The organism is Labilibaculum manganireducens, assembly GCF_963665805.2.
GTDB classification, from domain to species: Bacteria; Bacteroidota; Bacteroidia; order Bacteroidales; family Marinifilaceae; genus Labilibaculum; species Labilibaculum manganireducens.
Map to the genome: position 1 here is coordinate 4,693,563 of NZ_CAXXEE010000003.1, position 21,322 is coordinate 4,714,884.

The following is a 21,322-nucleotide window of genomic DNA, read 5'->3' on the forward strand; positions in this document are numbered from 1 at the left end:
ATATAGTCTGATTTGAATGCAATATTTATCCCAAATTTGGTTCTAAAGGTATTTAGTCTTTTTCACCGAAAAACAACCAAAGCATTCATTAAATTAGGGTTTCTCTTCAATCAGAGAAACCCTTTTTCTAAATAAAAAATAATTATTTACCTCTTCTTTTAAAATATTTCTTCAGATAATTGTACATTGGCTACCGTAAAATTAAAATATGGCTAGACTCTCTACACAGGTATTCATCATATTATTATTGCTGTTGACAAGTCAATATTCATCATTGGCACAAGATTTCAACACGCCGTTTTTACATTATAAAGAATTTCAAACAGCTGACAGCAATAAATTATTTTTAAGATTTGAGAATTTCAATTTTGTAAAAAACAATGAGTATTCCGGCACTTTTTCTAATGGAACAACCTGGATCGGCTACTCAGCAGCACCAAAATTGGTTTATTATCCATCTTCTAAAATTCGAATTGAAGCTGGAGTGCGGTTTCAGCAATATTCAGGACGAACAAACTTTAATGAAACACAAGCAATATTCTCTGTAAACTATCAAGCCTCAAGCAAAGTCAATTTAATTTTAGGAGGCTTAAACCAAAACAACAACCATATGCTTTCGGAGCCCATGTTCGAACCGGAAAAGTTTTTTACGGATAAAGCAGAAAGTGGAATTCAACTTTTGTATCATACAAAACGATTAAAACTTGACACATGGATTAATTGGGAACAATTCATCTTAAAAGGGGATCCTTTTCAGGAAAAATTCACTTTCGGAATTTCAAGCAGCTATCAGTTAAATAATACATCTTCACAAAACAGACTGTCCATTCCGGTTCAGGTTCTTTTCGCACACAGAGGCGGTGAAATTGACTCTTCTGACGAATCCGTTCAAACCATTGGCAACTTTTCATCCGGCCTTGATTTTTTAAGAAAAGTTGAAAATTCCAGATTTACTTCATGGTATATCCGAGCTTTAGCATATTACGTCAGCGACAACTCCTCTGTTAGCGAATTCCTTTTTAATAAAGGACATGCTTTTTACCCGCAGATAGGCATTAACACGAAACATTCTCAATTTAGACTAGGATATTGGTATGCGTATCATTTCATTGCCTCAAGAGGTTCAGAATTATTTCAATCAATATCCTATAGCAAACCCGGTTCATATCAAAACAGAAGAGAACTTGTTACATTTAAGTATTTCTATGAGCGGAAAATAAGTAAAGGGATCCATTTCGGAGGAAAAATAGATCTTTATTACAATCCAACAGATTCAAACGCGAATTACGCCACAGCAATCTATCTAAGAATCAATGGAGATTTCTTTCTAAGAAAAATTAGCTGGAATTAAAGCTTTGCTTTCTCAATTTTATAACGATACAACTTGTTTTTCCATATATCACCCGCATATTCCACATTAATTCTGGGATGAAGGGTATAATTGCATAACATGCCATCATCTTCCACCCAAATTCGATTCGAGCTCTCCAGATTCTCTCCATAAAAACTCTTATCCAATTTTAATTGCTGTCCGATTCTGCCTGGCCCATCAATTCCTTCAACACCACGAACTAATATTGCCTGAGCTTGATCCTTTTTACCGGTTACAATATTCAGCAGCCAATACATCCCGTAAATTAAATAAACATAGACGCAACCACCGCAAGAATACATAACCTCTGTTCTTTTGGTACGCCCTTTTGATGCGTGAGATGCCAAATCCATCTCCCCCACGTACATTTCAATTTCCGTTATTCGAAACCGTTCTTCTTTCATTGCATCAAATTTTCTAACAATAATTTTTCCGACCAACTGATGGGCAACAATATGGATATCCTTCAGAAAAAAATCTCTTTTTAATCGAACACTCATTCGTTTCAATATTTTTAATTACCAAATGTAAAACTCCTTAGTTCCTGCATATCAAATCTTCCAATTGCATTTCTTTCTAAAAAAATACTAAAAAGAGACTTCAAAAATAAATTTATTTCATACTTTTGCAGAGAAATTGTGACGATGGGCTTACTTACCAGGACTCCCGCCCCCAACAACTTGATTCTACTACCCTTAGCAAGTAAAGGATTCATTATTGGGAAATATATCAATTTGATTTTTTGACAGACTTAACTCCTCCACATTACCCGATTATCCACATCAGGTTAAGTTCTTCATCAATAAATCGTTAAAAAAATTGGTGTATTTATAGGATTCTTGTACTTTTGCAAGCCAAATTGGAATAATTGTATTAAAAGTATTATTTATTAAAAGTTTTTAACGTGGATACATTAAGTTACAAAACAGTTTCTGCAAACAAAGCAACTGCTACTAAAGAGTGGATTGTTATTGATGCAGCAGACCAAGTGTTAGGTAGACTTAGCTCTAAAGTAGCAAAGCTGATTAGAGGTAAATACAAACCTAATTACACTCCTCATGTTGACTGTGGAGACAACGTGATTATTATCAATGCTGAGAAAATACGTATGACTGGAAATAAAATGACAGACAGAAAGTATTTTTCTTACACCGGACACCCAGGTGGACAAAGAATTAAAACTCCAGCTGATCTTATGGCGAAACACCCAGAAAGATTAATTGAGAAGGCTGTAAAAGGTATGCTTCCAAAAAATCGTTTAGGAAGAACTCTTTACTCAAACCTATATGTAGTTGTAGGTTCTGAGCACAAACACGAAGCTCAGCAGCCAAAGAAATTAGATTTAAACACAATTAAATAAGTAGGTATGGAAGTTATTAATGCTATTGGACGTAGAAAAGCAGCTGTTGCCCGTGTATACGTTAGCGAAGGTAAAGGTCAGATTACCATCAACAAAAAAGAGCTTAAAGAGTACTTTACTACCGGAACTCTGCAGTACATCGTAAAGCAACCTTTAAACCTTTTAGAGGTAGCCGATAAATACGACATCAAAGTAAATCTTGATGGTGGTGGAGTTACAGGTCAAGCAGAAGCTCTTCGTTTGGCAATCTCCAGAGCACTTGTTAAAATTGATGCAGAATCAAAATCAGCACTAAGAACTGCAGGTTTCATGACTCGCGATCCTCGTGAGGTTGAACGTAAAAAACCAGGTCAACCTAAAGCACGTAAGAAATTTCAATTTAGCAAGCGTTAGAATTTTTGTGGCAAGTTTAGTATCTAAATTGGTAAGACTTCGATTTTCGAACTACTTAGCAATTGCCATAAAACGAATGTAAACGATTAAAAAAAACAAAAATGTCAAATACAACATTTGAAGAATTATTAGAAGCAGGTTGCCACTTTGGTCACTTGACTAGAAAATGGAATCCAAAAATGGCTCCTTATATTTTCATGGAGCGCAATGGAATTCACATTATCGACTTGCACAAAACAGCTGTAAAGCTGGATGATGCCGCCGCAGCATTGAAACAAATCGCTAAATCAGGAAGAAAAATTCTTTTTGTTGCTACTAAAAAGCAAGCAAAATCAATCGTTTCTGAAAAAGTAGCAGCAGTAAATATGCCATATGTAACTGAGCGTTGGCCAGGTGGTATGTTAACTAACTTCCCTACTATCAGAAAGGCTGTTAAGAAAATGTCTACCATTGACAAAATGGAAGGTGACGGAACTCTTAACCACCTGTCTAAAAGAGAAAGACTACAAGTATCTCGTCAAAGAGCTAAGTTGGAAAAAAACTTAGGTAGTATTGTTGATCTGACCAGATTACCGGCAGCTCTATTTGTAGTTGATGTAATGAAAGAATATATCGCTGTTAAAGAAGCAAACCGTTTGGGTATTCCTGTTTTCGCAATGGTTGATACAAACTCAAGCCCTGATGGTATTGATTTCGTAGTTCCTTGTAATGATGACGCTTCCAGCTCTGTTTCTATCATTCTTGACATTGTAACCGCCTCTATTAAAGAAGGTTTATCGGAAAGAAAAGTAGAAAAAGATACTGAATCGACTGAAAAGAAAGCTTCTAAGCCAAAAAAAGCTAAGAAAGCAGATGCTCCTGTAGAAGAAGCACCAGTTGCTGAAGTTGCTCCGGCTGTAGAAGTAGCACCAGAAGCACCAGTTGCAGAAACAACTCCAGAAGCTCCAGCTACTGAAGAAGAAAAGAATGATAAGGAATAATTAACTAACAAAAAATTAGATATATCATGTCTATTAAAGCAGCAGACGTAGCCAAATTGCGCAAAGCAACTGGCGCAGGAATGATGGATTGTAAAAATGCTCTTACTGAAGCTGAAGGGGATTTTGACGCAGCGGTAAGCATTATTCGTAAAAAAGGAATGGCGATTGCTAACAAACGTGCCGACAGAGAAGCAACTGAAGGTGTTGTATTAGCAAAAGTTTCTGAAGATAAGAAAAGTGGTGTAATGATCACTCTAAACTGTGAAACTGACTTCGTTGCGAAGAATGATAGTTTCGTAGAATTTGCAACTAAAATTCTTGATTTAGCATTGGCAAACATGCCTGCAGATCTTGAAGCTTTGAAAGCTTTAGAGCTTGAAGGAAGAAAAGTTGAAGAACACGTTACTGAGCAAACCGGTGTTATCGGTGAGAAAATCGATTTAAGTTTCTTTGGTAAAATGGAAGCAGAATATTCTGTTGCCTATATTCATGCAGGAAACAAATTATCTACTATGATTGGTTTTAACAAATCAATGGATGAGCAAATGGCCAGAGACGTTGCTATGCAAGCTGCAGCTATGGCTCCAATTAGTATTGATAAGGATGATGTTGCTGCTGATGTAGTTGCTAAAGAACTTGAAATCGCAAAAGAAAAAGCTCGTTTAGAAGGAAAACCTGAGGCTATGCTTGATAAAATTGCAGAAGGCCGATTGGTTAAATTCTTTAAAGAATCAACATTATTGAACCAGGACTTTGTTAAAAACAACAAGCAAACTGTTAAGCAGTATCTTGCTGAATCTGACAAAGATTTAACTGTGACTAAAATGATGCGTTTCACATTAAATGCTTAATACAATTATTATTACATATAAAAAGAGTTCCTTTCCGGAACTCTTTTTTTTTATCTTATCGTAGAATTTTCTCAACTTTGGGTATAAAAATCTGAAAGAATGGTTAAATACAAACGTGTACTACTGAAATTAAGCGGCGAATCTTTAATGGGTGATCAACAATATGGAATTGATTCACAAAGATTAAACGACTATGCCGAACAAATTAAAGAAATAACAGATCTTGGTGTTCAAGTTGGAATCGTAATTGGCGGCGGTAATATTTTTCGCGGATTAAGCGGTGCTGCTAAAGGTTTCGACCGTGTTAAAGGCGATTCGATGGGAATGCTTGCTACCGTAATTAACAGCCTTGCACTTAACTCAGCATTGGAAGCCATTCAATGTAAATCACGGGTTTTAACAGCCATTCGAATGGAGCCAATTGGTGAATTCTATTCGAAACAAAAAGCGGTAGACTACCTTTCTGAAGGTTGTGTTACGATCTTCTCTGCCGGAACAGGAAATCCATATTTTACAACAGATACTGGTTCTTCGCTTCGTGGAATTGAAATAGAAGCTGATGTAATGCTTAAGGGAACCCGCGTTGACGGCATATATACTGCTGATCCTGAAAAAGACAGTAGCGCTGTAAAATTTGAAACCATTACTTTCGATGAAATCTACAACAAAGATTTGAGAGTTATGGATTTAACGGCAACAACAATGTGTAAAGAAAACAATTTACCAATAATTGTTTTTGATATGGATACAAAAGGAAATTTAAAGCAAGTGATTGAAGGTGAAAATATTGGGACATTAGTTCACAATTAACAGCCACAAGCTCTTTACTACTGATACATTTTAGTTTTAGTAAAAAAGGACTATCTTTATTTGATTATAGATTTTTGCTATTTTTGTAAACACTATACATTGATCAATAAAAACATATAAAAATCTTTCTCCGATGACTGAAGAAGTTCAAATGTATCTGGATGATACGCAGGAAAAGATGGAAGCTGCTGTTGACCATCTTGAAAAAGAATTAGTGAAAATTCGTGCTGGAAGAGCAAATCCAAGCATGTTGAATGGTGTGATGGTGGATTACTACGGAAACATGACTCCACTGGCTCAGGTTGCCAATCTAAGTGTACCCGATCCAAGAACTATTGCAATTCAACCATGGGAAAAACCAATGATTGTACAGATTGAAAAAGCGATTATGAATTCCAATTTGGGTTTTAACCCGGATAATAATGGAGAATTAATCCGTATTCATATTCCTCCTTTGACCGAAGAACGCAGAAATGACTTGGTTAAACAAGCTAAATCGGAATGCGAACATGCAAAAGTAAGCATCCGAAATGCCAGAAGAGATACCAATGTTGAATTAAAAAAACTGGTAAAAGATGGTTTATCAGAAGACATCGAAAAAGATGCAGAAGCTTTTGTTCAAAAGCTTACCGACAAATTCAGCAAGAAAATTGATGACTTGCTGGTTGAAAAAGAGAAAGATATCATGACCATATAATAATTGAAAAAAGCTGCCGGTTGGCAGCTTTTTTTTACAATTATTAGTTTCTTAATTTCTTAACTATCTGCATAAACATTTTCAATCGCTCATCAGAAATTTCATTCTCCCAATATCCATCTTCCTTAAAGTGTGAACCAACTATAAAAGCAGAAGCATAATCCCAATACTCCGAAAGATTCTCAGCAGTAATACCTGATCCAATTAATACTGGAATATGAATTTTATCCTTCAGACTTTTTAATTCGTGCAAATAAACAGTTTTCCCAGTTGAAGAGCCCGTAATAATAACTCCATCACTTAAGAAAAATTCGGCAGCCTCCGCTGTTTCTGCAATATCAACATCCGCAGTAATGGCATGTGAGCTGTGCTTCTTTTTAATGTCTGTAAACACAAAAACATTTTCTGCTCCAATTGCTTTTCGATAACGCATCAGCTCCCCGGCACAAGAATCTATATAACCCTCGTCGGCAAGATGCCCAAATACAAAACCTTCCGCACGGATAAATTGAAAATTAGCCGCTTTTGCCACCGCCAGAGCTTCTTTATTCGCTCCTGCCAATATTTGAATTCCTAAAGGTAATTTTACTGCATCACGCACTGCTTTTGCAACAACTGCCATAGCTGCTGTTATTTCCGGCCCTACCGAACCTTTTAGGTAGGGAACGTCGTGCATGTTTTCTATCATAACTGCATCCAAACCGGCTGTTTCATACTGCCTGGCTTCTTTTACAGCAAGTTCACAAATCTTTGCCAAGGAATATTTATTCTTCGGCGTTCCAGGCAATGCCTGAATATGCACCATTCCTATGATGGATTTATTAAGCTTCATATTTTAAGGATTTGAGATATCTAAATTAAGATATGAGATCATTAAAACACTATTTAGTTACTTTCAAGAATCTTAAACAACTCATCCAATTTTGGGGTGAGAATGATCTCAGTTCTACGATTTTTACTACGACCTTCGGCGGTTGCATTAGTACCAATCGGCACGTATTTACTTCTACCTGCAACGGTAAGTCTTTCAGCATCAATTCCAGTATTTAAAATTAATATCCGAACAATAGATGTTGCTCTTTTCACACTTAAATCCCAGTTGTCTTTTAACTCACCACTGCCCTTGTAAGGAACATTGTCGGTATGTCCTTCAATCATTACATTAATATCTTTGTTTTGAGCCAATACACCTGCCAAATGCCCTAATGCTTCCACACCTCTTTGATCCACCTGATAACTTCCAGATTTAAAAAGGAGTTTTTCATCCATAGAGACATAAACCTTTCCATTTTTGGTAGTGATCGACAAACCATTGCCGTCAAATCCGGTAAGGGCATTCATTACCTTTTGTTTTAAAGCCTTTACGGCCTCATCTTTTCTGTTTAAAGCCGATTCCAACTCCTGCAATCGCTTATCTCTCCGATTCAATTCAGCCTGTAAAGTATCGAGGGTTCGTTTGCGGGCATCCATTTCTTTTTCCAAAGAAAGAACTTCATCTTCACGCAGTCTCAATTCATTTTGAGCCTTTTTAATCTGACCTAATAAAGCTTTGGTTTCCTTTTCGTTGCCTGCCTGCATTCCTGCCAATTGATTTAGTAAATCCTGATTGCTCTTTTCTATTCTGCTTAATCGTTCCCGTGCAGACTGAAGATGTCGTGATATTTGCAATGTATCGGCAAGAATATTTTTATATTTTTCATCCAAAACCTCAAGTTTTCCACTCAATTCATTATTCAATTCGCTTAGCGTAAGATTTTTTTCCTTTTCCATCTCCAATTCGTCCTGGCAGTTTTGCTGCTTAGATTGGAGCTCTTGAAATTGTCTTGTAGGAACACAAGAAAAGCATAGAAAAACTGATGCTAAAATAAATACCAGCTGACTCGTTTTTTTGAACATGTTTAAATTGTACTTTTGTTAGTATTGAAACTTGCAATTACACAAGCAAATATAAGAATCTGACATGGTATCGTCATCACCAGACAGAAGAATACTTTAGTTTTTATTATTATCTTCGTCAATATTTTTCTTCCAGAATAATCTGTTTATCCGCTATCAGTTGAAAAAAATGATTGGGAAACAAATTCTTATTCTGTTAAACGATTAAAAAGGGGATTTCGTACATGGCTAAGTCTGAAAAAGAATTTTTAGATAAAATCAATTTTCCATCTGATCTGAAAAAGGTATCTGAAGACGACCTTATTCAGGTTTGTGAAGAATTGCGCCAGGAAATTATTGAAGAAGTTTCATGTAATCCAGGGCATTTTGGTGCCAGTTTGGGTGTGGTAGAACTTACCGTTGCACTTCACTACGTACTAAATACTCCCTACGACAACCTGATTTGGGATGTAGGCCATCAGGCATACGGACATAAAATTCTTACCGGAAGAAAAGATATTTTTCATACGAACAGAAAATACAAAGGAATAAGTGGTTTCCCTAACAGAAACGAAAGCGAATACGATGCTTTTACTGTTGGACACTCCTCTACTTCTATATCCGCAGCCTTGGGAATGGCTACTGCGGCTCAATTAAGCGGAGAGACCGATCGAAAAACAGTTGCCGTAATTGGTGATGGATCGATGACTGCCGGTTTGGCCTTTGAAGGACTAAACAATGCTGCCAACAACAATGCTGATTTACTGGTTATCCTAAACGATAACAATATGGCTATCGATCCTAATGTTGGAGGTTTGAACAACTACTTGCTGGATATTACCACTTCGCAGACCTATAACAAAGTAAAGAATGATATTTGGCGGTTTCTGGGGAAATTAAACCGGTTAAATCCAAACACTCAAAAAATATTTCAGAAAGTAGAACAAGGAATCAAAACCATTCTGCTAAAACAAAGTAATATTTTTGAGGCTTTTAACTTTAGATATTTTGGACCTGTTGATGGTCATGATGTGAATCACATGGTAAAAGTTTTGAGTGATTTACAAAAAATTTCAGGCCCAAAGCTTTTGCATGTTATTACAAAAAAAGGAAAAGGCTTTAAACTGGCCGAACAGAATCAGACTTACTGGCACGCTCCAGGAATGTTCGACAAGGTAACAGGTGAAATTTTACAACCTGAATCAACGAGTCCGCAAGCACCAAAATTCCAAGAAGTTTTTGGCAATACTTTGGTTGAACTGGCCGAAATGAATGATAAAATTGTTGGTATTACACCAGCAATGCCAACAGGCAGTTCATTAAATATCATGATGGAAAAAATGCCCGATCGTGCATTTGATGTTGGGATTGCGGAACAGCACGCCGTTACTTTCTCGGGAGGATTGGCTGCAAAAGGCAAATTACCATTCTGTGCCATTTACTCATCATTTATGCAAAGAGCTTACGATCAGGTGATTCATGATGTAGCTCTGCAAAATGTAAATGTTGTTTTCTGTCTGGATCGTGGTGGTGTTGTTGGTGCCGATGGTGCAACTCATCATGGTGTTTACGATCTTGCATTTTTCAGATGCATTCCAAATATGATAATTGCTTCTCCTCTTGATGCTGTTGAGTTGAGAAATTTGATGTTTACTGCCCAACAAGAAAATATGGGTCCTTTTTCCATTCGTTACCCACGCGGTAAAGGTCGTATTCTTGACTGGCAAAAACCTTTTGAGATTCTTCCTGTTGGCAAAGGCCAAAAGTTGAAAGACGGAAAAGATCTTGCAATATTATCGATTGGTGCCATTGGTGTGGAAGCTGTGGATGCCATTGAAGAACTGGAAAAAGACGGCTACTCGATTGCCCATTACGACATGCGTTATCTGAAACCTATTGATACCGAATTGCTGCATGAAGTTCTTGGAAAACACGATCAGGTTATCACTCTTGAAGATGGTTGTATTATTGGCGGATTAGGTTCAGCAGTCATCGAGTTTGCGAATGACAATCATTATCAGGCCAGGGTAAAACGATTGGGTGTACCCGATAAATGGGTAGAACAAGGTACTCAGCAGGAATTGTATCGTGAATGTGGATACGACAAATTGGGAATCATAGAATCGGCAACCGCAATTTTAGCCAAAACAGAAGGTTAAGGATTATCTCTGTATCCATCAGAATAAGGATCAAGCCCTTCGAAATCTCCTGTAAAAGAATCAATTCGGGACTGAAGTTCCTGATTCATTTTAATTAGATAGATTGTGTCTTCGGTACGCAACTCCACAACATTTATTTTATCACCATTTGGTTTCGTAATGCTGATCAAGTCATCTTCATAAATTCCATCGGGAAAGGTTTTTATCAGACGTTGAATCAACTCAATACCAATGCTTTTAAAGTCCTTAATTACTCTTTTCATCACACACTGATTAATAATCGATATCAATCTTTTTTCACATTCCCCTAAAACTGGTTCGGGCAGATAAGAGTTTCAAACAAGATCATTCTTTCTTTATTGTTACTGATCTCAATTTAAGGAATTTAAGAGAATGAAAAAAAATATTCTCCCATATGGACTCTATTTATATTTTCAATTTAATGGTGCAAAATTGAAAATAAGAAGGAAATCAAGCTTTCCGAAACATCTTAAGCTGCACATAAATCGTTTTCGCTCAAATAAAAGTGAATTCTATACACCAATACCAGCATTCCTAAATATTAAAAGCCTAGTTTTGCCGACTTATTCAAAATTTTGATGATTACATATGGTAGATTTTTTTAGAAAGAAAGCAGCAAATTCAAAAGATGATATATTATCCGGATTAACCGTAGCTCTTGCGTTGGTACCAGAAGCGGTTGCCTTTGCCTTTGTGGCTGGTGTTGATCCTTTAGTTGGACTTTACGCCGCCTTTATGGTTGGTTTAATTACTTCTGTTTTTGGTGGTCGCCCGGGAATGATATCCGGAGCTACAGGTGCCATGGCAGTTGTTTTGGTCAGCCTTGTAAAAGAAGGAAATGATCTGGGAATGGCGATGGCTAATCCCGTTCAGGATATGGGTTTGAACTATTTGTTCGCAACAATAATTCTGGCAGGTGTTCTACAATTTTTAGCCGGTGTTTTCAAGTTTGGTAAATTCGTCAGACTCATTCCCCACCCTGTTATGATGGGGTTTGTAAATGGTTTGGCAATTGTTATTTTTATGTCGCAGCTAGGAATGTTTCCACAGGTAATTAATTGGGATGCAATTTCTTTCTCAGACTACACCCTACATATAAACCGTGAAGCTTTTTGGGTAGCAGATAAAGTTCTATATCCGATGGTTGGTTTGGTTATTCTCACCATGAGTATCATGTATCTTCTTCCAAAGATTACAAGTAAAATACCTGCAGCCCTTGTTGCTATTTTAACTGTATCGGCCATTGTGATATTTGGGAATCTTGATGTCAGCACTGTTGGATCCTTTATTCGGGATGGCGGCGGTACTGGTCTTAAAGGTGGCTTGCCTTCTTTCCAGAGCCAATTGTTTGCAATGGTTCCTTTCAACTGGACTACCGTTGCATTTATTCTTCCTTATGCGGTAATTTTAGCTGCCATTGGTCTTATTGAGTCGCTAATGACTTTGAATTTACTGGATGAAATTACCAACAGCCGTGGAAACGGGAACCGCGAATGTATGGCTCAGGGAGCTGCAAATATCGTTACCGGATTTTTCGGTGGAATGGGTGGATGCGCCATGATTGGTCAATCGCTGATTAATGTAAAATCGGGCGGACGAGGTAGACTATCGGGTATTATTGCGGCATCTACCTTATTGGTATTTATTCTTTTTGCCTCTCCTTATATCGAAATGGTGCCAATCGCTGCACTTGTTGGAGTAATGTTTATGGTGGTTATCGGAACATTTGCCTGGTCAACCTTTAATGTATTACTTAAAATACCAAAAGCCGATGCCTTTGTATTGGTTCTTGTATCCGGACTAACCGTTATCTTCGATCTTGCCATTGCGGTACTGGTTGGTGTTATCGTAAGTGCCCTTGCCTTTTCCTGGGAAAATGCCCGTAGAATCCGTGCAAGAAGATCGTTTCGGGAAGATGGTACTAAAATATATGAAATCTGGGGACCTCTGTTTTTTGGTTCCATTACCACCTTCAATAACAAATTTGATGTCGAAAATGATCCTGAATCGGTAGAAATTGATTTTATCGAATCGCGTGTAGCCGACCATTCGGGAATTGAAGCAATCAGCAATTTGGTTCAGAAGTATGAAAATGCAGGAAAAACCATTAAATTGAAACACTTAAGTGAAGACTGTATTACTTTACTGCAACGTGCCGATGATCACTTTAGAACCGTTATTTTGAGAGATATTGATGATCCGAGATACTATGTAGTGACCGATAAAGCGAAAATTGGATAAGCTCAAAAGACATTTGTGATGGAAATTTGTTTCCATTGCTTTTTTTTCACCTCCTTCCCATGTGGGAGGAGGTGTTTTGCGTAAAAAAAGGCTTGAATTTTCATCCAAGCCCACTTCGTTTAGTATTTGGATTTTATTTCAATCCCAATTTCCTGGCAATCTCGGCAGGAATCGCATCTTTATGCAATAGTAAACCAACGGTTTTGTACTGTACAAATGCCTTCGATGCATAAAAATATCCATCGTAAGGATTGTTGTCGGTTCCCCACGAGTTTTTGATCAGGTAATACCTGTTGCCGTTTTGATCTTTCGCAGTACCCACCATGTGCATCAAATGATCTTCGGTCGATTCGTAATCATCAAACGCAATTTGACGCATTTCCTGAGTTATTTCTTTTTCTTTCACAGGATATTCTGTTCCGTATGCCGCTTTCTGATCCTTGCTCATTTTCTCCCATTTGGAGATTTCGGCATTGTCCATGCTTTTTTCTTCGGTTTCGGGAACTACAGCCACACCTTTACGATATGCAAATCCATCTTCACTAACATCGCTTCCCCAGGCAAGACTGTATCCATTCTCAATGGCATTATCAACAACCTGCATCATTTCATCCATTGGTAAATTGTACACCTTCCCCAACGACCAGTTATCCGGTCCTTCGAAAATAAAGCTTTCGTAAAACGGATGATGTGTATAGGAAGTAATTGTTACGTAATCGTCCATATTAAGGCCTTGCGCTTTTGCGAAAGACTTTGGCGTGTATTCTTTAGTATTGTAAATAAAAGTCTCAGGAATCTCTCCTAAATAAGCATCCAGAATTCCATCAAACCCTTTCATCCAAACCGGAGTAATTTTTTTGTTCTTATTTTTTACAACAGCATCAACATATGCTTTTAAAACCTCATCCATCTCACCATGTACGGGCATTGTTTCATCAAAAGTATTTCCTGAGTAAGCCGATTGCGGAATCAGACCATATTTCTTCACCACATTTAAAGCATCCCAGCCTTCAGCACCGGAAGAAAAACTTTTCATCCCGTGAAAACGGACATAATCTGCTGCACGCAAATGATAGTTGCGGTTCACAATAAACATCTCCGAAAGATCCAATTCTCCTTTTCCCAACCGAATAATTTCCGATTCCAAAAATGAAATGCTTGCAAAAGACCAACAAGTTCCGGATCGGTACTGATTTTTCACCGGTGTTGCTTTCAATTGCTTTTCGATAGTAAACTGATAGCTTTTCTTTACCTCTTCCTTTTTTTTAGCAGAAGATGTTTGAAACAGGCCAAATACAAGAATGGCCGCAATTAAAAATCTGTTCTTCATTTTTATAATTGTTAGGTTGTTTAAGTTAATTATTATCAGGTAAATCTTGATAAAACAATTCTTTGCTGTATTTTTGATTATTAACAAAAAGATCATGCAATGTAAAAATAATTCAACAATTTTATTGTTGAAAAAATCAAAACCAAACAACATTTTCTAACTTAAATATCACACAAAAATGAAAAAAATCGCTTCAATTACACTGTTGCTGGCCATTAGTATAGGCTTTGTTGCTTGTAATGAGAAACCAGCCAAAAAAACTGAGGTTTCTCCAATACAAAAATTAGCAGATCAGTACGCTGAATTTGAACTTACAACAGACATCAGTAAACTGACCAAAAACGAAAAACAAATGCTTCCTGTTTTAATGGAAGCTGCTGATATTATGGAAGAGTTATTCTGGAAAGATGCAATTGGAGACAAAGCAGAATTTTTAGGAACGCTTACTGATCCTGCAGCTGTTGCTTATTCAAAAATAAATTACGGCCCTTGGGATCGTCTGAACGACAACCTGCCTTTTATAGACGGATTTGGAGTAAAACCTAAAGGTGCAAACTTCTATCCATGCGACATGACTCAAGAAGAATTTGATGCCATTCCGGACGAAATGAAAACCGATTGGTATACAAAAATTGAACGTGACGAGAGCGGAGAACTGAAAGTAGTTCCTTATCATGTTGTTTACAAAGAACAAATTAAAAAAGCTGCTGATTTGTTACTAAAAGCTTCTGAATTGGCTGAAGATGCTGGTCTGAAAAAATATCTTGAGCTACGTTCTACGGCTCTTCTTACTGATGATTATCTGGCTTCTGATTTGGCTTGGATGGATATGAAAACCAACACTCTGGATTTTGTTGTTGGTCCTATCGAAACCTACGAAGATGCTCTTTACGGATACAAAGCTTCTCATTCGGGTCAGATTTTGGTGAAAGACAAAGTTTGGAGCGAAAAATTATCAAAATTCGCTTCATTACTGCCCCGCCTGCAGAAAGGTCTTCCTGTTCCTGCCGAGTACAAAGCAGAAAAAGCGAACGCCAACGCGGATATGAATGTTTACGATGTGATTTACTATGCCGGCGATTGCAACGCGGGCAGCAAGAACATTGCTATTAACCTGCCAAACGATCCTCGTGTTCACGCTCAAAAAGGATCAAGAAAACTGCAGTTAAAAAATGCAATGAAGGCTAAATTCGATAAAATTTTAGTTCCTATTTCTGATTTACTAATGGACGAAAGTCAACGCAGGAATGTAACTTTTGATGCTTTCTTCGAGAATGTAATGTTTCACGAAGTAGCTCACGGTTTGGGTATTAAATACACTTTAAAAGATCATGAAAGCGTCCGCAAAGCATTGAAGGATACTTATACCTCTATTGAAGAAGGAAAAGCAGATATTCTTGGTTTGTACATGATTACACAAATGGCTGAATGGGGCGAACTGGATGCCGATAAACTGATGGATAACTATGTTACTTTTATGGCCGGTATTTTCCGTTCGGTACGTTTTGGTGCTGCCAGTGCTCACGGAAAAGCGAATATGATTCGTTTCTATTTCTTCGAAGAGCAAGGTGCCTTTACAAGAAATGCAGAAACAGGAACTTACAAAGTTGATTTCGGGAAAATGAAAGCCGCTATGAATGAATTGGGAAAACAAATTCTAATTGTTCAGGGTGATGGTGACTATGAAGCAGCAAAACAAATGATTGCCGAAAGAGGTTTTATTCGTGAAGATCTTCAGAAAGATTTAGATCGTATTAACAGTGCCGGTATTCCAAAAGATGTTGTATTTAAGCAGGGAATGAACGTATTGGGATTGTAAAAAAACAGTATCAAGTAGTGAGTAATTAGTATTGAGACTATTTACAGCTACGAAAAAATAAAAAAGGAGGCAGAATCAAATTGATTCTGCTTTTTTTGTTTTCATTGTTTAATCCTGAATTGAAGAGCAAAAAAAATCGCCTCAAAAGAGGCGATTTAAGGTGTGTTAATCCCTGTTGGTAAACTATTTATTATTTTTTCTTTTCTATGGTCCAGCCAAACTTCAAGCCAAAAATATGATAGGCCAGCACAAACATTCCGGCAGCAAATATCGTATCCCCAAATACCCGCATCCATTTTAGCGTAGATATATAATCCTGCTGCATAAATTCAGCAGAACGTGCATACCACAGTCCGACTTTTACACTTGCCCAAGTCTGTGCCAAACCAATTGGCAGTACACTAATTAAAACCATTAGCAACAGACCAATATTAATCGACCAGAAAGCAAATTTAATCGGACCGTCTTTCCATTTTACTGTCAGGTCCATATCGCGCAACACGAACAGCATCAGGCCAATTCCAAGAAATCCATACACGCCAAACAATGCCGTGTGACCGTGAACTGCTGTTGTATTCAATCCTTGCATGTAATAAAGTGCGACGGGAGGATTAATTAAAAATCCAAAAATTCCAGCTCCCAGAAAATTCCAAAAAGCAACCGCCACAAAGCAGTAAATCGGCCATTTATAGTCTTCGATCCATTTGCCGGATTTTGTTAAATTAATGTTATGGTAAGCCTCAAATCCCATGAATACCAGCGGGACAACTTCCAAAGCACTAAAACTTGCTCCTAAAGCCAATACTGCTACCGGTGTTCCCGAAAAATAAAGGTGATGGAAAGTTCCTAAAATACCGCCACTCAAGAAAATAATGGTTGAAAATATAACCGTTGTTGTTGCAATTTGTGCTCCAAGCAATTTCATTCTTACAAATAGAAAAGCAATAATCACAGTGGCAAATACTTCAAAGAAGCCTTCTACCCAAAGGTGAACAACCCACCATCTCCAATACTCGGCTATGGCTAAGTGAGTTTGTTGTCCCCACATTAATCCTGCTCCATAAAAAGAAGCAATTGCCAAGGAAGCAATCAAAAACATAATCAGAAGATTTCTATTTTCGGTACGCGCCCGTAAGGCAGGAAGCAATGCTCTGGCCATTAAACCCAGCCAGATAAATAAGCCTGCAAATAAAAAGATTTGCCAGAACCGGCCCAAATCAACATACTCGTATCCTTGGTGACCAAACCAGAAATTTTCTGCATAACCTAACTTTTGCATGATTCCCATCCATTGACCAACAATTGATCCCACAACAATAACCAAAAGAGAAAGGAACAATACATTAACACCTAACTTTTGATATTTAGGCTCTTTGCCTGCAATTGCCGGGGCAAAGAATAATCCTGTTGCCAACCATGAAGTGGCAATCCAGAAAATACCAATTTGAACATGCCAGGTTCTGGTAACGGAATACGGCAGCCATTGATCCAAAGGAATTCCATAGAATGCACTGCCTTCTACGCCGTAGTGAGCCGTTATTACCCCAGCCGTTATCTGAACTAACATTAAGAGGGTAACGACCCAAAAATATTTTAAAGTTGCCTTCATCGATGGAAACATTTTGCTTCCCATTACTGGATTTTCAAGGGGCATATCATTGTGTTCCTCCTTACCTCTATTACTAGCATAAAACCAACCCATCCAGCCAATTCCTGCCAAAAGAATAATAACACTGAATCCTGTCCACAACAGCAAGGAACTCGTAGGCCTGTTCCCAACCAATTCTTCAGCCGGCCAATTGTTTGTATATGTAATTTCCTGACCAGGACGATTTGTTACTGTTGCCCATGTAGCCCAAAAGAAAAAGGCATTCATCTTATCCATTCTCTCCTGATCCTTAACTGTATTAACAGGAATAGCATATGCTTCGCGCAGATGAGCTTGCGCTTCTCCGTCCATAAATACGCCGGTAAAATGGTCTCCAATTGCTTTGAAAGCCTTTGCTCTTAAATCTGATATGACAAGATTGCTTGAGCCAACATCATATGTATTGGTACGCATTTCTTTTTGTAAACGGGCCTCCAACATTCCTTTCTGCTCATTATTCAAGTCCTTGTAATCGTGGTCAAATTCAGCATTTCCCCAATAATCAAGCAAAAACACTGCCTCGCGGTGCAACCAATCAGCCGTCCAGTCGGGAGCTTGGTATGCTCCATGACCCCAAATTGAACCAACTTCTTGTCCACCTATTGATTGCCAAACATTTTGACCATCCTTAATGTCCTGACCACTCACAATTACTTCTCCCGAAGTAGTGATAATTTGATCTGGAATGGGTGGCTTTTCACGATAAATTTCGCGCCCAAAATAAAGAAGAACTGCAAATGACAAAACCATCACCGCAATAAATCCATACCATAATCTCTTGGTTTTCATACGATCTAAATTTTAATGGATATTTTACTCTTTTATTCTTTTGTTGCAAAAATAAAAATAAAATTCTATTTTTGGCGATCAGAAGATCTTTTTATCCTCTTATTTAAAAATTTATTCAATTACTTAATTTGGAATGCCATGATTAGTCAGGAAACACATATTGGAGATATTGTAAGGAGTCATTTTCAGACAGTTAAAATATTCGATGATCATCAAATTGATTTTTGTTGTGGTGGAAAACAGAGTATATTGGAAGCATGTATAAAGAGATCTATTGATCCGAACAAGGTGATTCAACAACTTGAAGAGGCCATTAAAGAACCTGCAAACACGCCGGAATTTGATAAGATGCCACTTGCAAAACTAATTCTCTATATTAAAGAGAATCATCACGCTTATGTTCGCGAACAAATACCAATACTTTCTAAGTTTTTAAATAAAATAGAACAAGTTCACGGGAGCAAGCATCCCGAAATTGAAGTGGTCAACGCTCATTTTAAAGAATCGGTGAAACAACTGACCGAGCACATGGGAAAAGAAGAAACAGAACTATTTCCACTCATTGAAAAATTATTAAAATTAAAAAATGGTAGGCAATCAGACTCTTCTTCACATAAAATTACAGCCGAAAAATCCATCTCTCTATTAATTCAGGAACATGAAAATGAGGGAGCCAGATTCGAAGAAATTTCGCGGCTAACACTTAATTATCAGCCTCCAAAAGGAGCTTGTAATACTTTTTGTGCGACATATGAAAGTCTCCTGGCTTTTGAAAAAGATTTGCACAGACATGTTCATTTGGAAAACAACATCCTGTTTCCAAAGGCAATCAAATTAGAACAGGATATAAGGAAAATTGATTAATTTGCATTTCAAAAAATAGATATGCTCTCAAAAACTGCCGAATATGCAATTCGTGCACTGGTTTATGTCCAGTTGCAAAACTGGGAAGAAAAACGTCCGGGATTTAAGGAAATAGCAAAAAATATAGAATCACCTGAACATTTCACTGCAAAAATATTGCAGGTACTAACACGCTTCGATCTAATAAAAAGCTTGAAAGGAAGAAATGGCGGGTTTTTCTTTGATAAAGAGCATGAAGATCTTCAACTCTATAAAATTATTACAGCAATTGATGGAGAAAAATCTTTTATCAGCTGTAATTTTGGTTTTAAGGGTTGTGATCATGAAAACAAATGCCCTTTGCATGATGATTTTTCAGAATTAAGAAAAAATTATACTGTTCTTGTAAAAAAGCGAACCATACAAAGTCTTGCAAAAAAAATCCTAAGCGGAGAAGCTGTACTAACACAGAAACTGCAGTAAAATAGGCAGGATTCTATATAATCCAGCCTCTTTCATTATTTAGGATTTTGATGTCTCTGCTACTTGCAAAATTAGCTTTGGATCAATGCCGTTGGCAATGAGTTCTTTTTCCATTTCGAGCTTTAAATCTTCCTGTAAGGGAATTAATTTTTTATTGATGTACTGATTGAATTCATACATTCTAACCCAATAATTTATAACTCTTTTGTCTGAAGGATTATTTCTCAGAAGAAGGTAATTACTATAGGGCATTTCAAAGAAGTTCTCACAATATTTTATCGAAAGAGGCATGATATAGTTATCTCCAAACTCAGATTGACTCTCTCGTTGACGATTCAACTGATTTAATCCGGATTCATAATATTCAAACAATTTAATTTTTAAACGGCTATTTTTCATTAATGCTATCCCCTGATGTTTAAAACTCTCGTAGGCTCCAATATTCATAGACATAGAAGAACGTCCCATTGTAATTTATCCTTCAGATCAGATTGATTCACTGGTTGGATTGTTGTAAGACAGCTATCTAAGTATTTTAAAGAACGTAAAAATGATTTTTCTGTTGTTATTATATTCTTTTGGATGTCATTATAATCCTCTGTTACATCAACATACAGATCACTAATTAACTCCAATTCCAATTGTTTTAATTTTCTTTCTTCATTCCAGTTATTGAATTGCATCGAGAAGGTAATCCCAATAAAGATCATAAATAATTCAAATAGTTTCGAACTCTTCAGAAAACGCGTTAGTAGGTTTTTCATATAATGGGCTGGTTTGTTTATGATTTTAACCAAAAATAATCAAACCAAATTTTATGGACAATAGTATTGTTTATTAGTATTTATTTTTAGTGCAAATAGATGCAAAGTATTTTTTATGGTTTTATAATATACTGTAACTTGTTGCAAAAACAATCATGAAACGTCCATAATTAAAGCTTCCTGTACACTGGGAAATAACTGTATGGATTCATAAAGACAAAAACTTTAAAATTATGAAAGAATTGGTACGTTGTCGTCCTTGCGGATATGTAATGGAAAAAGACAAATTAAACGGTGTTTGTCCGGCCTGCGGCTTGCCCGACAAGGTATTCGAATCCTATCGGGAACGGGTATCACCAAATCGGCTTTTCATCCTAAATCTGGATTTACATCCCATTGCAATTCACATCTCCCAAACTTTTATCGCACTTATTCCTCTTCTGCTGGCAATTCTATGGTTGTTTCCCGGCTGCTATCCCGAAAAAGTCCGCATCATTGCTGAATTTTTAATCCTCTTTTTACCTCTTGCTCTGATGCTGGCCTTTGTCACAGGAATTATCGATGGAATTACCCGGTTTAAAAGTCTGAAACCTCCGCTGTTAAGAAATAAAATCATTTACAGTGTACTCCTGCTGCTTACATCAGGAATATTGCTGTTTACAATGAAGCACTCGCAAGCTCTTCTCCTTTTACTTCTGGTTAGTCTGATTGGGCTTGGGTTTGCTGTTGCTCTGGGCTTAATCGGAAAAAGCCTGCTAAATGTAATATTACCAGGAAAATACCCTCAGAAGAAAACACAAAAAAATCAGGTTTAGGGACTAAAATTGGGTATTTTACAACATAGCATATCATATTTAGCCTTTGTATCTTACCCTTCCTTTGAAACT

At 37.1% G+C, this 21,322-nt stretch carries 21 protein-coding genes; 13 read left to right on the forward strand and 8 right to left on the reverse strand.

The window, feature by feature from the left end; all coding sequences use genetic code 11:
* Window positions 1-208 precede the first annotated feature (208 nt).
* Window positions 209-1,351, forward strand: a complete 1,143-nt coding sequence (locus ACHZAX_RS18495) for a hypothetical protein (RefSeq protein WP_320020112.1) — start codon at window positions 209-211, stop codon at window positions 1,349-1,351.
* Here the strand turns inward: ACHZAX_RS18495 and ACHZAX_RS18500 are convergent.
* Window positions 1,348-1,872, reverse strand: coding sequence for a DNA-3-methyladenine glycosylase (locus ACHZAX_RS18500; protein WP_101310295.1), 525 nt, complete (start codon window positions 1,870-1,872; stop codon window positions 1,348-1,350). The two genes, ACHZAX_RS18495 and ACHZAX_RS18500, sit on opposite strands and share 4 nt — an antisense overlap.
* 404 nt (window positions 1,873-2,276) lie before the next feature.
* Between ACHZAX_RS18500 and rplM the strand changes: the two genes are divergently transcribed.
* The 6 genes from rplM to frr all read left to right on the forward strand — a co-directional run bounded on the left by rplM (window position 2,277) and on the right by frr (window position 6,463).
* Window positions 2,277-2,732, forward strand: a complete 456-nt coding sequence (gene rplM / locus ACHZAX_RS18505; protein WP_101310297.1) for a 50S ribosomal protein L13 — start codon at window positions 2,277-2,279, stop codon at window positions 2,730-2,732.
* Between the two features lie 6 nt (window positions 2,733-2,738).
* On the forward strand, window positions 2,739-3,125 hold the full coding sequence (rpsI, locus tag ACHZAX_RS18510; protein WP_101310298.1) for a 30S ribosomal protein S9: 387 nt from the start codon (window positions 2,739-2,741) through the stop codon (window positions 3,123-3,125).
* A 101-nt stretch (window positions 3,126-3,226) separates the two neighbouring features.
* On the forward strand, window positions 3,227-4,105 hold the full coding sequence (gene rpsB / locus ACHZAX_RS18515) for a 30S ribosomal protein S2 (protein WP_101310299.1): 879 nt from the start codon (window positions 3,227-3,229) through the stop codon (window positions 4,103-4,105).
* Between the two features lie 26 nt (window positions 4,106-4,131).
* Window positions 4,132-4,956: a translation elongation factor Ts gene (gene tsf, locus ACHZAX_RS18520; RefSeq protein ID WP_101310300.1), complete on the forward strand. Its 825-nt coding sequence runs from the start codon at window positions 4,132-4,134 to the stop codon at window positions 4,954-4,956.
* 99 nt (window positions 4,957-5,055) lie between these two features.
* Window positions 5,056-5,766 (forward strand): UMP kinase, encoded by a 711-nt coding sequence (gene pyrH / locus ACHZAX_RS18525; RefSeq protein ID WP_101310301.1) that lies wholly within the window; start codon window positions 5,056-5,058, stop codon window positions 5,764-5,766.
* 133 nt (window positions 5,767-5,899) lie between these two features.
* Window positions 5,900-6,463 (forward strand): ribosome recycling factor, encoded by a 564-nt coding sequence (gene frr, locus ACHZAX_RS18530; protein ID WP_101310302.1) that lies wholly within the window; start codon window positions 5,900-5,902, stop codon window positions 6,461-6,463.
* 43 nt (window positions 6,464-6,506) lie between these two features.
* Here frr and ACHZAX_RS18535 read toward each other — a convergent pair whose 3' ends face one another.
* Window positions 6,507-7,295 (reverse strand): BtpA/SgcQ family protein, encoded by a 789-nt coding sequence (locus ACHZAX_RS18535; protein WP_320020113.1) that lies wholly within the window; start codon window positions 7,293-7,295, stop codon window positions 6,507-6,509.
* Between the two features lie 53 nt (window positions 7,296-7,348).
* The gene (locus ACHZAX_RS18540; protein WP_180327312.1) at window positions 7,349-8,233 is read right to left on the reverse strand and encodes an OmpA family protein; all 885 of its coding nucleotides are present in this window, start codon (window positions 8,231-8,233) and stop codon (window positions 7,349-7,351) included.
* Window positions 8,234-8,583: 350 nt separating this feature from the next.
* On the opposite strand from ACHZAX_RS18540, the gene dxs reads away from it, so the two are divergent.
* Window positions 8,584-10,497, forward strand: a complete 1,914-nt coding sequence (dxs, locus tag ACHZAX_RS18545; RefSeq protein ID WP_320020114.1) for a 1-deoxy-D-xylulose-5-phosphate synthase — start codon at window positions 8,584-8,586, stop codon at window positions 10,495-10,497.
* On the opposite strand, the gene ACHZAX_RS18550 is transcribed toward dxs, so the two are convergent.
* A complete protein-coding gene (locus ACHZAX_RS18550) occupies window positions 10,494-10,760 on the reverse strand; it encodes a hypothetical protein (protein WP_320020115.1) in 267 nt (88 codons plus the stop codon). The two genes, dxs and ACHZAX_RS18550, sit on opposite strands and share 4 nt — an antisense overlap.
* 346 nt (window positions 10,761-11,106) lie before the next feature.
* Between ACHZAX_RS18550 and ACHZAX_RS18555 the strand changes: the two genes are divergently transcribed.
* Entirely contained in the window at window positions 11,107-12,759 is a 1,653-nt protein-coding gene (locus ACHZAX_RS18555; RefSeq protein ID WP_320020116.1) for a SulP family inorganic anion transporter, read from the forward strand.
* A 133-nt stretch (window positions 12,760-12,892) separates the two neighbouring features.
* On the opposite strand, the gene ACHZAX_RS18560 is transcribed toward ACHZAX_RS18555, so the two are convergent.
* A complete protein-coding gene (locus tag ACHZAX_RS18560; RefSeq protein WP_320020117.1) occupies window positions 12,893-14,089 on the reverse strand; it encodes a C1 family peptidase in 1,197 nt (398 codons plus the stop codon).
* A gap of 178 nt (window positions 14,090-14,267) precedes the next feature.
* Here ACHZAX_RS18560 and ACHZAX_RS18565 point away from each other — a divergent pair, with 178 nt between their 5' ends.
* The gene (locus tag ACHZAX_RS18565; RefSeq protein ID WP_320020118.1) at window positions 14,268-15,908 is read left to right on the forward strand and encodes a dipeptidyl-peptidase 3 family protein; all 1,641 of its coding nucleotides are present in this window, start codon (window positions 14,268-14,270) and stop codon (window positions 15,906-15,908) included.
* A gap of 190 nt (window positions 15,909-16,098) precedes the next feature.
* Here the strand turns inward: ACHZAX_RS18565 and ACHZAX_RS18570 are convergent, their stop codons facing one another.
* Window positions 16,099-18,345, reverse strand: coding sequence for a nitric-oxide reductase large subunit (locus ACHZAX_RS18570; RefSeq protein ID WP_320020119.1), 2,247 nt, complete (start codon window positions 18,343-18,345; stop codon window positions 16,099-16,101).
* Window positions 18,346-18,483: 138 nt separating this feature from the next.
* Between ACHZAX_RS18570 and ric the strand changes: the two genes are divergently transcribed.
* Complete coding sequence (ric, locus tag ACHZAX_RS18575; protein ID WP_320020120.1) at window positions 18,484-19,209, forward strand: iron-sulfur cluster repair di-iron protein; 726 nt, start codon at window positions 18,484-18,486, stop codon at window positions 19,207-19,209.
* Between the two features lie 21 nt (window positions 19,210-19,230).
* Window positions 19,231-19,671, forward strand: coding sequence for an RrF2 family transcriptional regulator (locus tag ACHZAX_RS18580; protein WP_101310309.1), 441 nt, complete (start codon window positions 19,231-19,233; stop codon window positions 19,669-19,671).
* Window positions 19,672-19,710: 39 nt separating this feature from the next.
* On the opposite strand, the gene ACHZAX_RS18585 is transcribed toward ACHZAX_RS18580, so the two are convergent.
* Window positions 19,711-20,139 carry a hypothetical protein gene (locus ACHZAX_RS18585; protein ID WP_320020121.1) on the reverse strand — a complete coding sequence of 143 codons (429 nt, stop codon included), beginning with the start codon at window positions 20,137-20,139 and terminating at the stop codon, window positions 19,711-19,713.
* The gene (locus tag ACHZAX_RS18590; protein ID WP_320020122.1) at window positions 20,115-20,435 is read right to left on the reverse strand and encodes a hypothetical protein; all 321 of its coding nucleotides are present in this window, start codon (window positions 20,433-20,435) and stop codon (window positions 20,115-20,117) included. The genes ACHZAX_RS18585 and ACHZAX_RS18590 overlap by 25 nt, the downstream gene beginning before the upstream one ends.
* Before the next feature lie 233 nt (window positions 20,436-20,668).
* Between ACHZAX_RS18590 and ACHZAX_RS18595 the strand changes: the two genes are divergently transcribed.
* The gene (locus tag ACHZAX_RS18595) at window positions 20,669-21,250 is read left to right on the forward strand and encodes a rubredoxin-like domain-containing protein (protein WP_320020123.1); all 582 of its coding nucleotides are present in this window, start codon (window positions 20,669-20,671) and stop codon (window positions 21,248-21,250) included.
* Window positions 21,251-21,322: the final 72 nt, after the last annotated feature.

Bases quoted from the DNA above. Each gene is read 5' to 3' on its own strand.
- rpsB (WP_101310299.1), top strand. From the start codon at position 3,227: ATGTCAAATACAACATTTGAAGAATTATTAGAAGCAGGTTGCCACTTT.
- ACHZAX_RS18555 (WP_320020116.1), top strand. From the start codon at position 11,107: ATGGTAGATTTTTTTAGAAAGAAAGCAGCAAATTCAAAAGATGATATA.
- tsf (WP_101310300.1), top strand. From the start codon at position 4,132: ATGTCTATTAAAGCAGCAGACGTAGCCAAATTGCGCAAAGCAACTGGC.
- ACHZAX_RS18580 (WP_101310309.1), top strand. From the start codon at position 19,231: ATGCTCTCAAAAACTGCCGAATATGCAATTCGTGCACTGGTTTATGTC.
- ACHZAX_RS18495 (WP_320020112.1), top strand. From the start codon at position 209: ATGGCTAGACTCTCTACACAGGTATTCATCATATTATTATTGCTGTTG.
- ACHZAX_RS18540 (WP_180327312.1), bottom strand. From the start codon at position 8,233: ATGGAAAAGGAAAAAAATCTTACGCTAAGCGAATTGAATAATGAATTG.
- ACHZAX_RS18585 (WP_320020121.1), bottom strand. From the start codon at position 20,139: ATGGGACGTTCTTCTATGTCTATGAATATTGGAGCCTACGAGAGTTTT.
- ric (WP_320020120.1), top strand. From the start codon at position 18,484: ATGATTAGTCAGGAAACACATATTGGAGATATTGTAAGGAGTCATTTT.
- ACHZAX_RS18560 (WP_320020117.1), bottom strand. From the start codon at position 14,089: ATGAAGAACAGATTTTTAATTGCGGCCATTCTTGTATTTGGCCTGTTT.
- pyrH (WP_101310301.1), top strand. From the start codon at position 5,056: ATGGTTAAATACAAACGTGTACTACTGAAATTAAGCGGCGAATCTTTA.
- ACHZAX_RS18590 (WP_320020122.1), bottom strand. From the start codon at position 20,435: ATGAAAAACCTACTAACGCGTTTTCTGAAGAGTTCGAAACTATTTGAA.
- rpsI (WP_101310298.1), top strand. From the start codon at position 2,739: ATGGAAGTTATTAATGCTATTGGACGTAGAAAAGCAGCTGTTGCCCGT.
- ACHZAX_RS18550 (WP_320020115.1), bottom strand. From the start codon at position 10,760: ATGAAAAGAGTAATTAAGGACTTTAAAAGCATTGGTATTGAGTTGATT.
- ACHZAX_RS18565 (WP_320020118.1), top strand. From the start codon at position 14,268: ATGAAAAAAATCGCTTCAATTACACTGTTGCTGGCCATTAGTATAGGC.
- ACHZAX_RS18535 (WP_320020113.1), bottom strand. From the start codon at position 7,295: ATGAAGCTTAATAAATCCATCATAGGAATGGTGCATATTCAGGCATTG.
- ACHZAX_RS18570 (WP_320020119.1), bottom strand. From the start codon at position 18,345: ATGAAAACCAAGAGATTATGGTATGGATTTATTGCGGTGATGGTTTTG.
- dxs (WP_320020114.1), top strand. From the start codon at position 8,584: ATGGCTAAGTCTGAAAAAGAATTTTTAGATAAAATCAATTTTCCATCT.
- ACHZAX_RS18500 (WP_101310295.1), bottom strand. From the start codon at position 1,872: ATGAGTGTTCGATTAAAAAGAGATTTTTTTCTGAAGGATATCCATATT.
- frr (WP_101310302.1), top strand. From the start codon at position 5,900: ATGACTGAAGAAGTTCAAATGTATCTGGATGATACGCAGGAAAAGATG.
- ACHZAX_RS18595 (WP_320020123.1), top strand. From the start codon at position 20,669: ATGAAAGAATTGGTACGTTGTCGTCCTTGCGGATATGTAATGGAAAAA.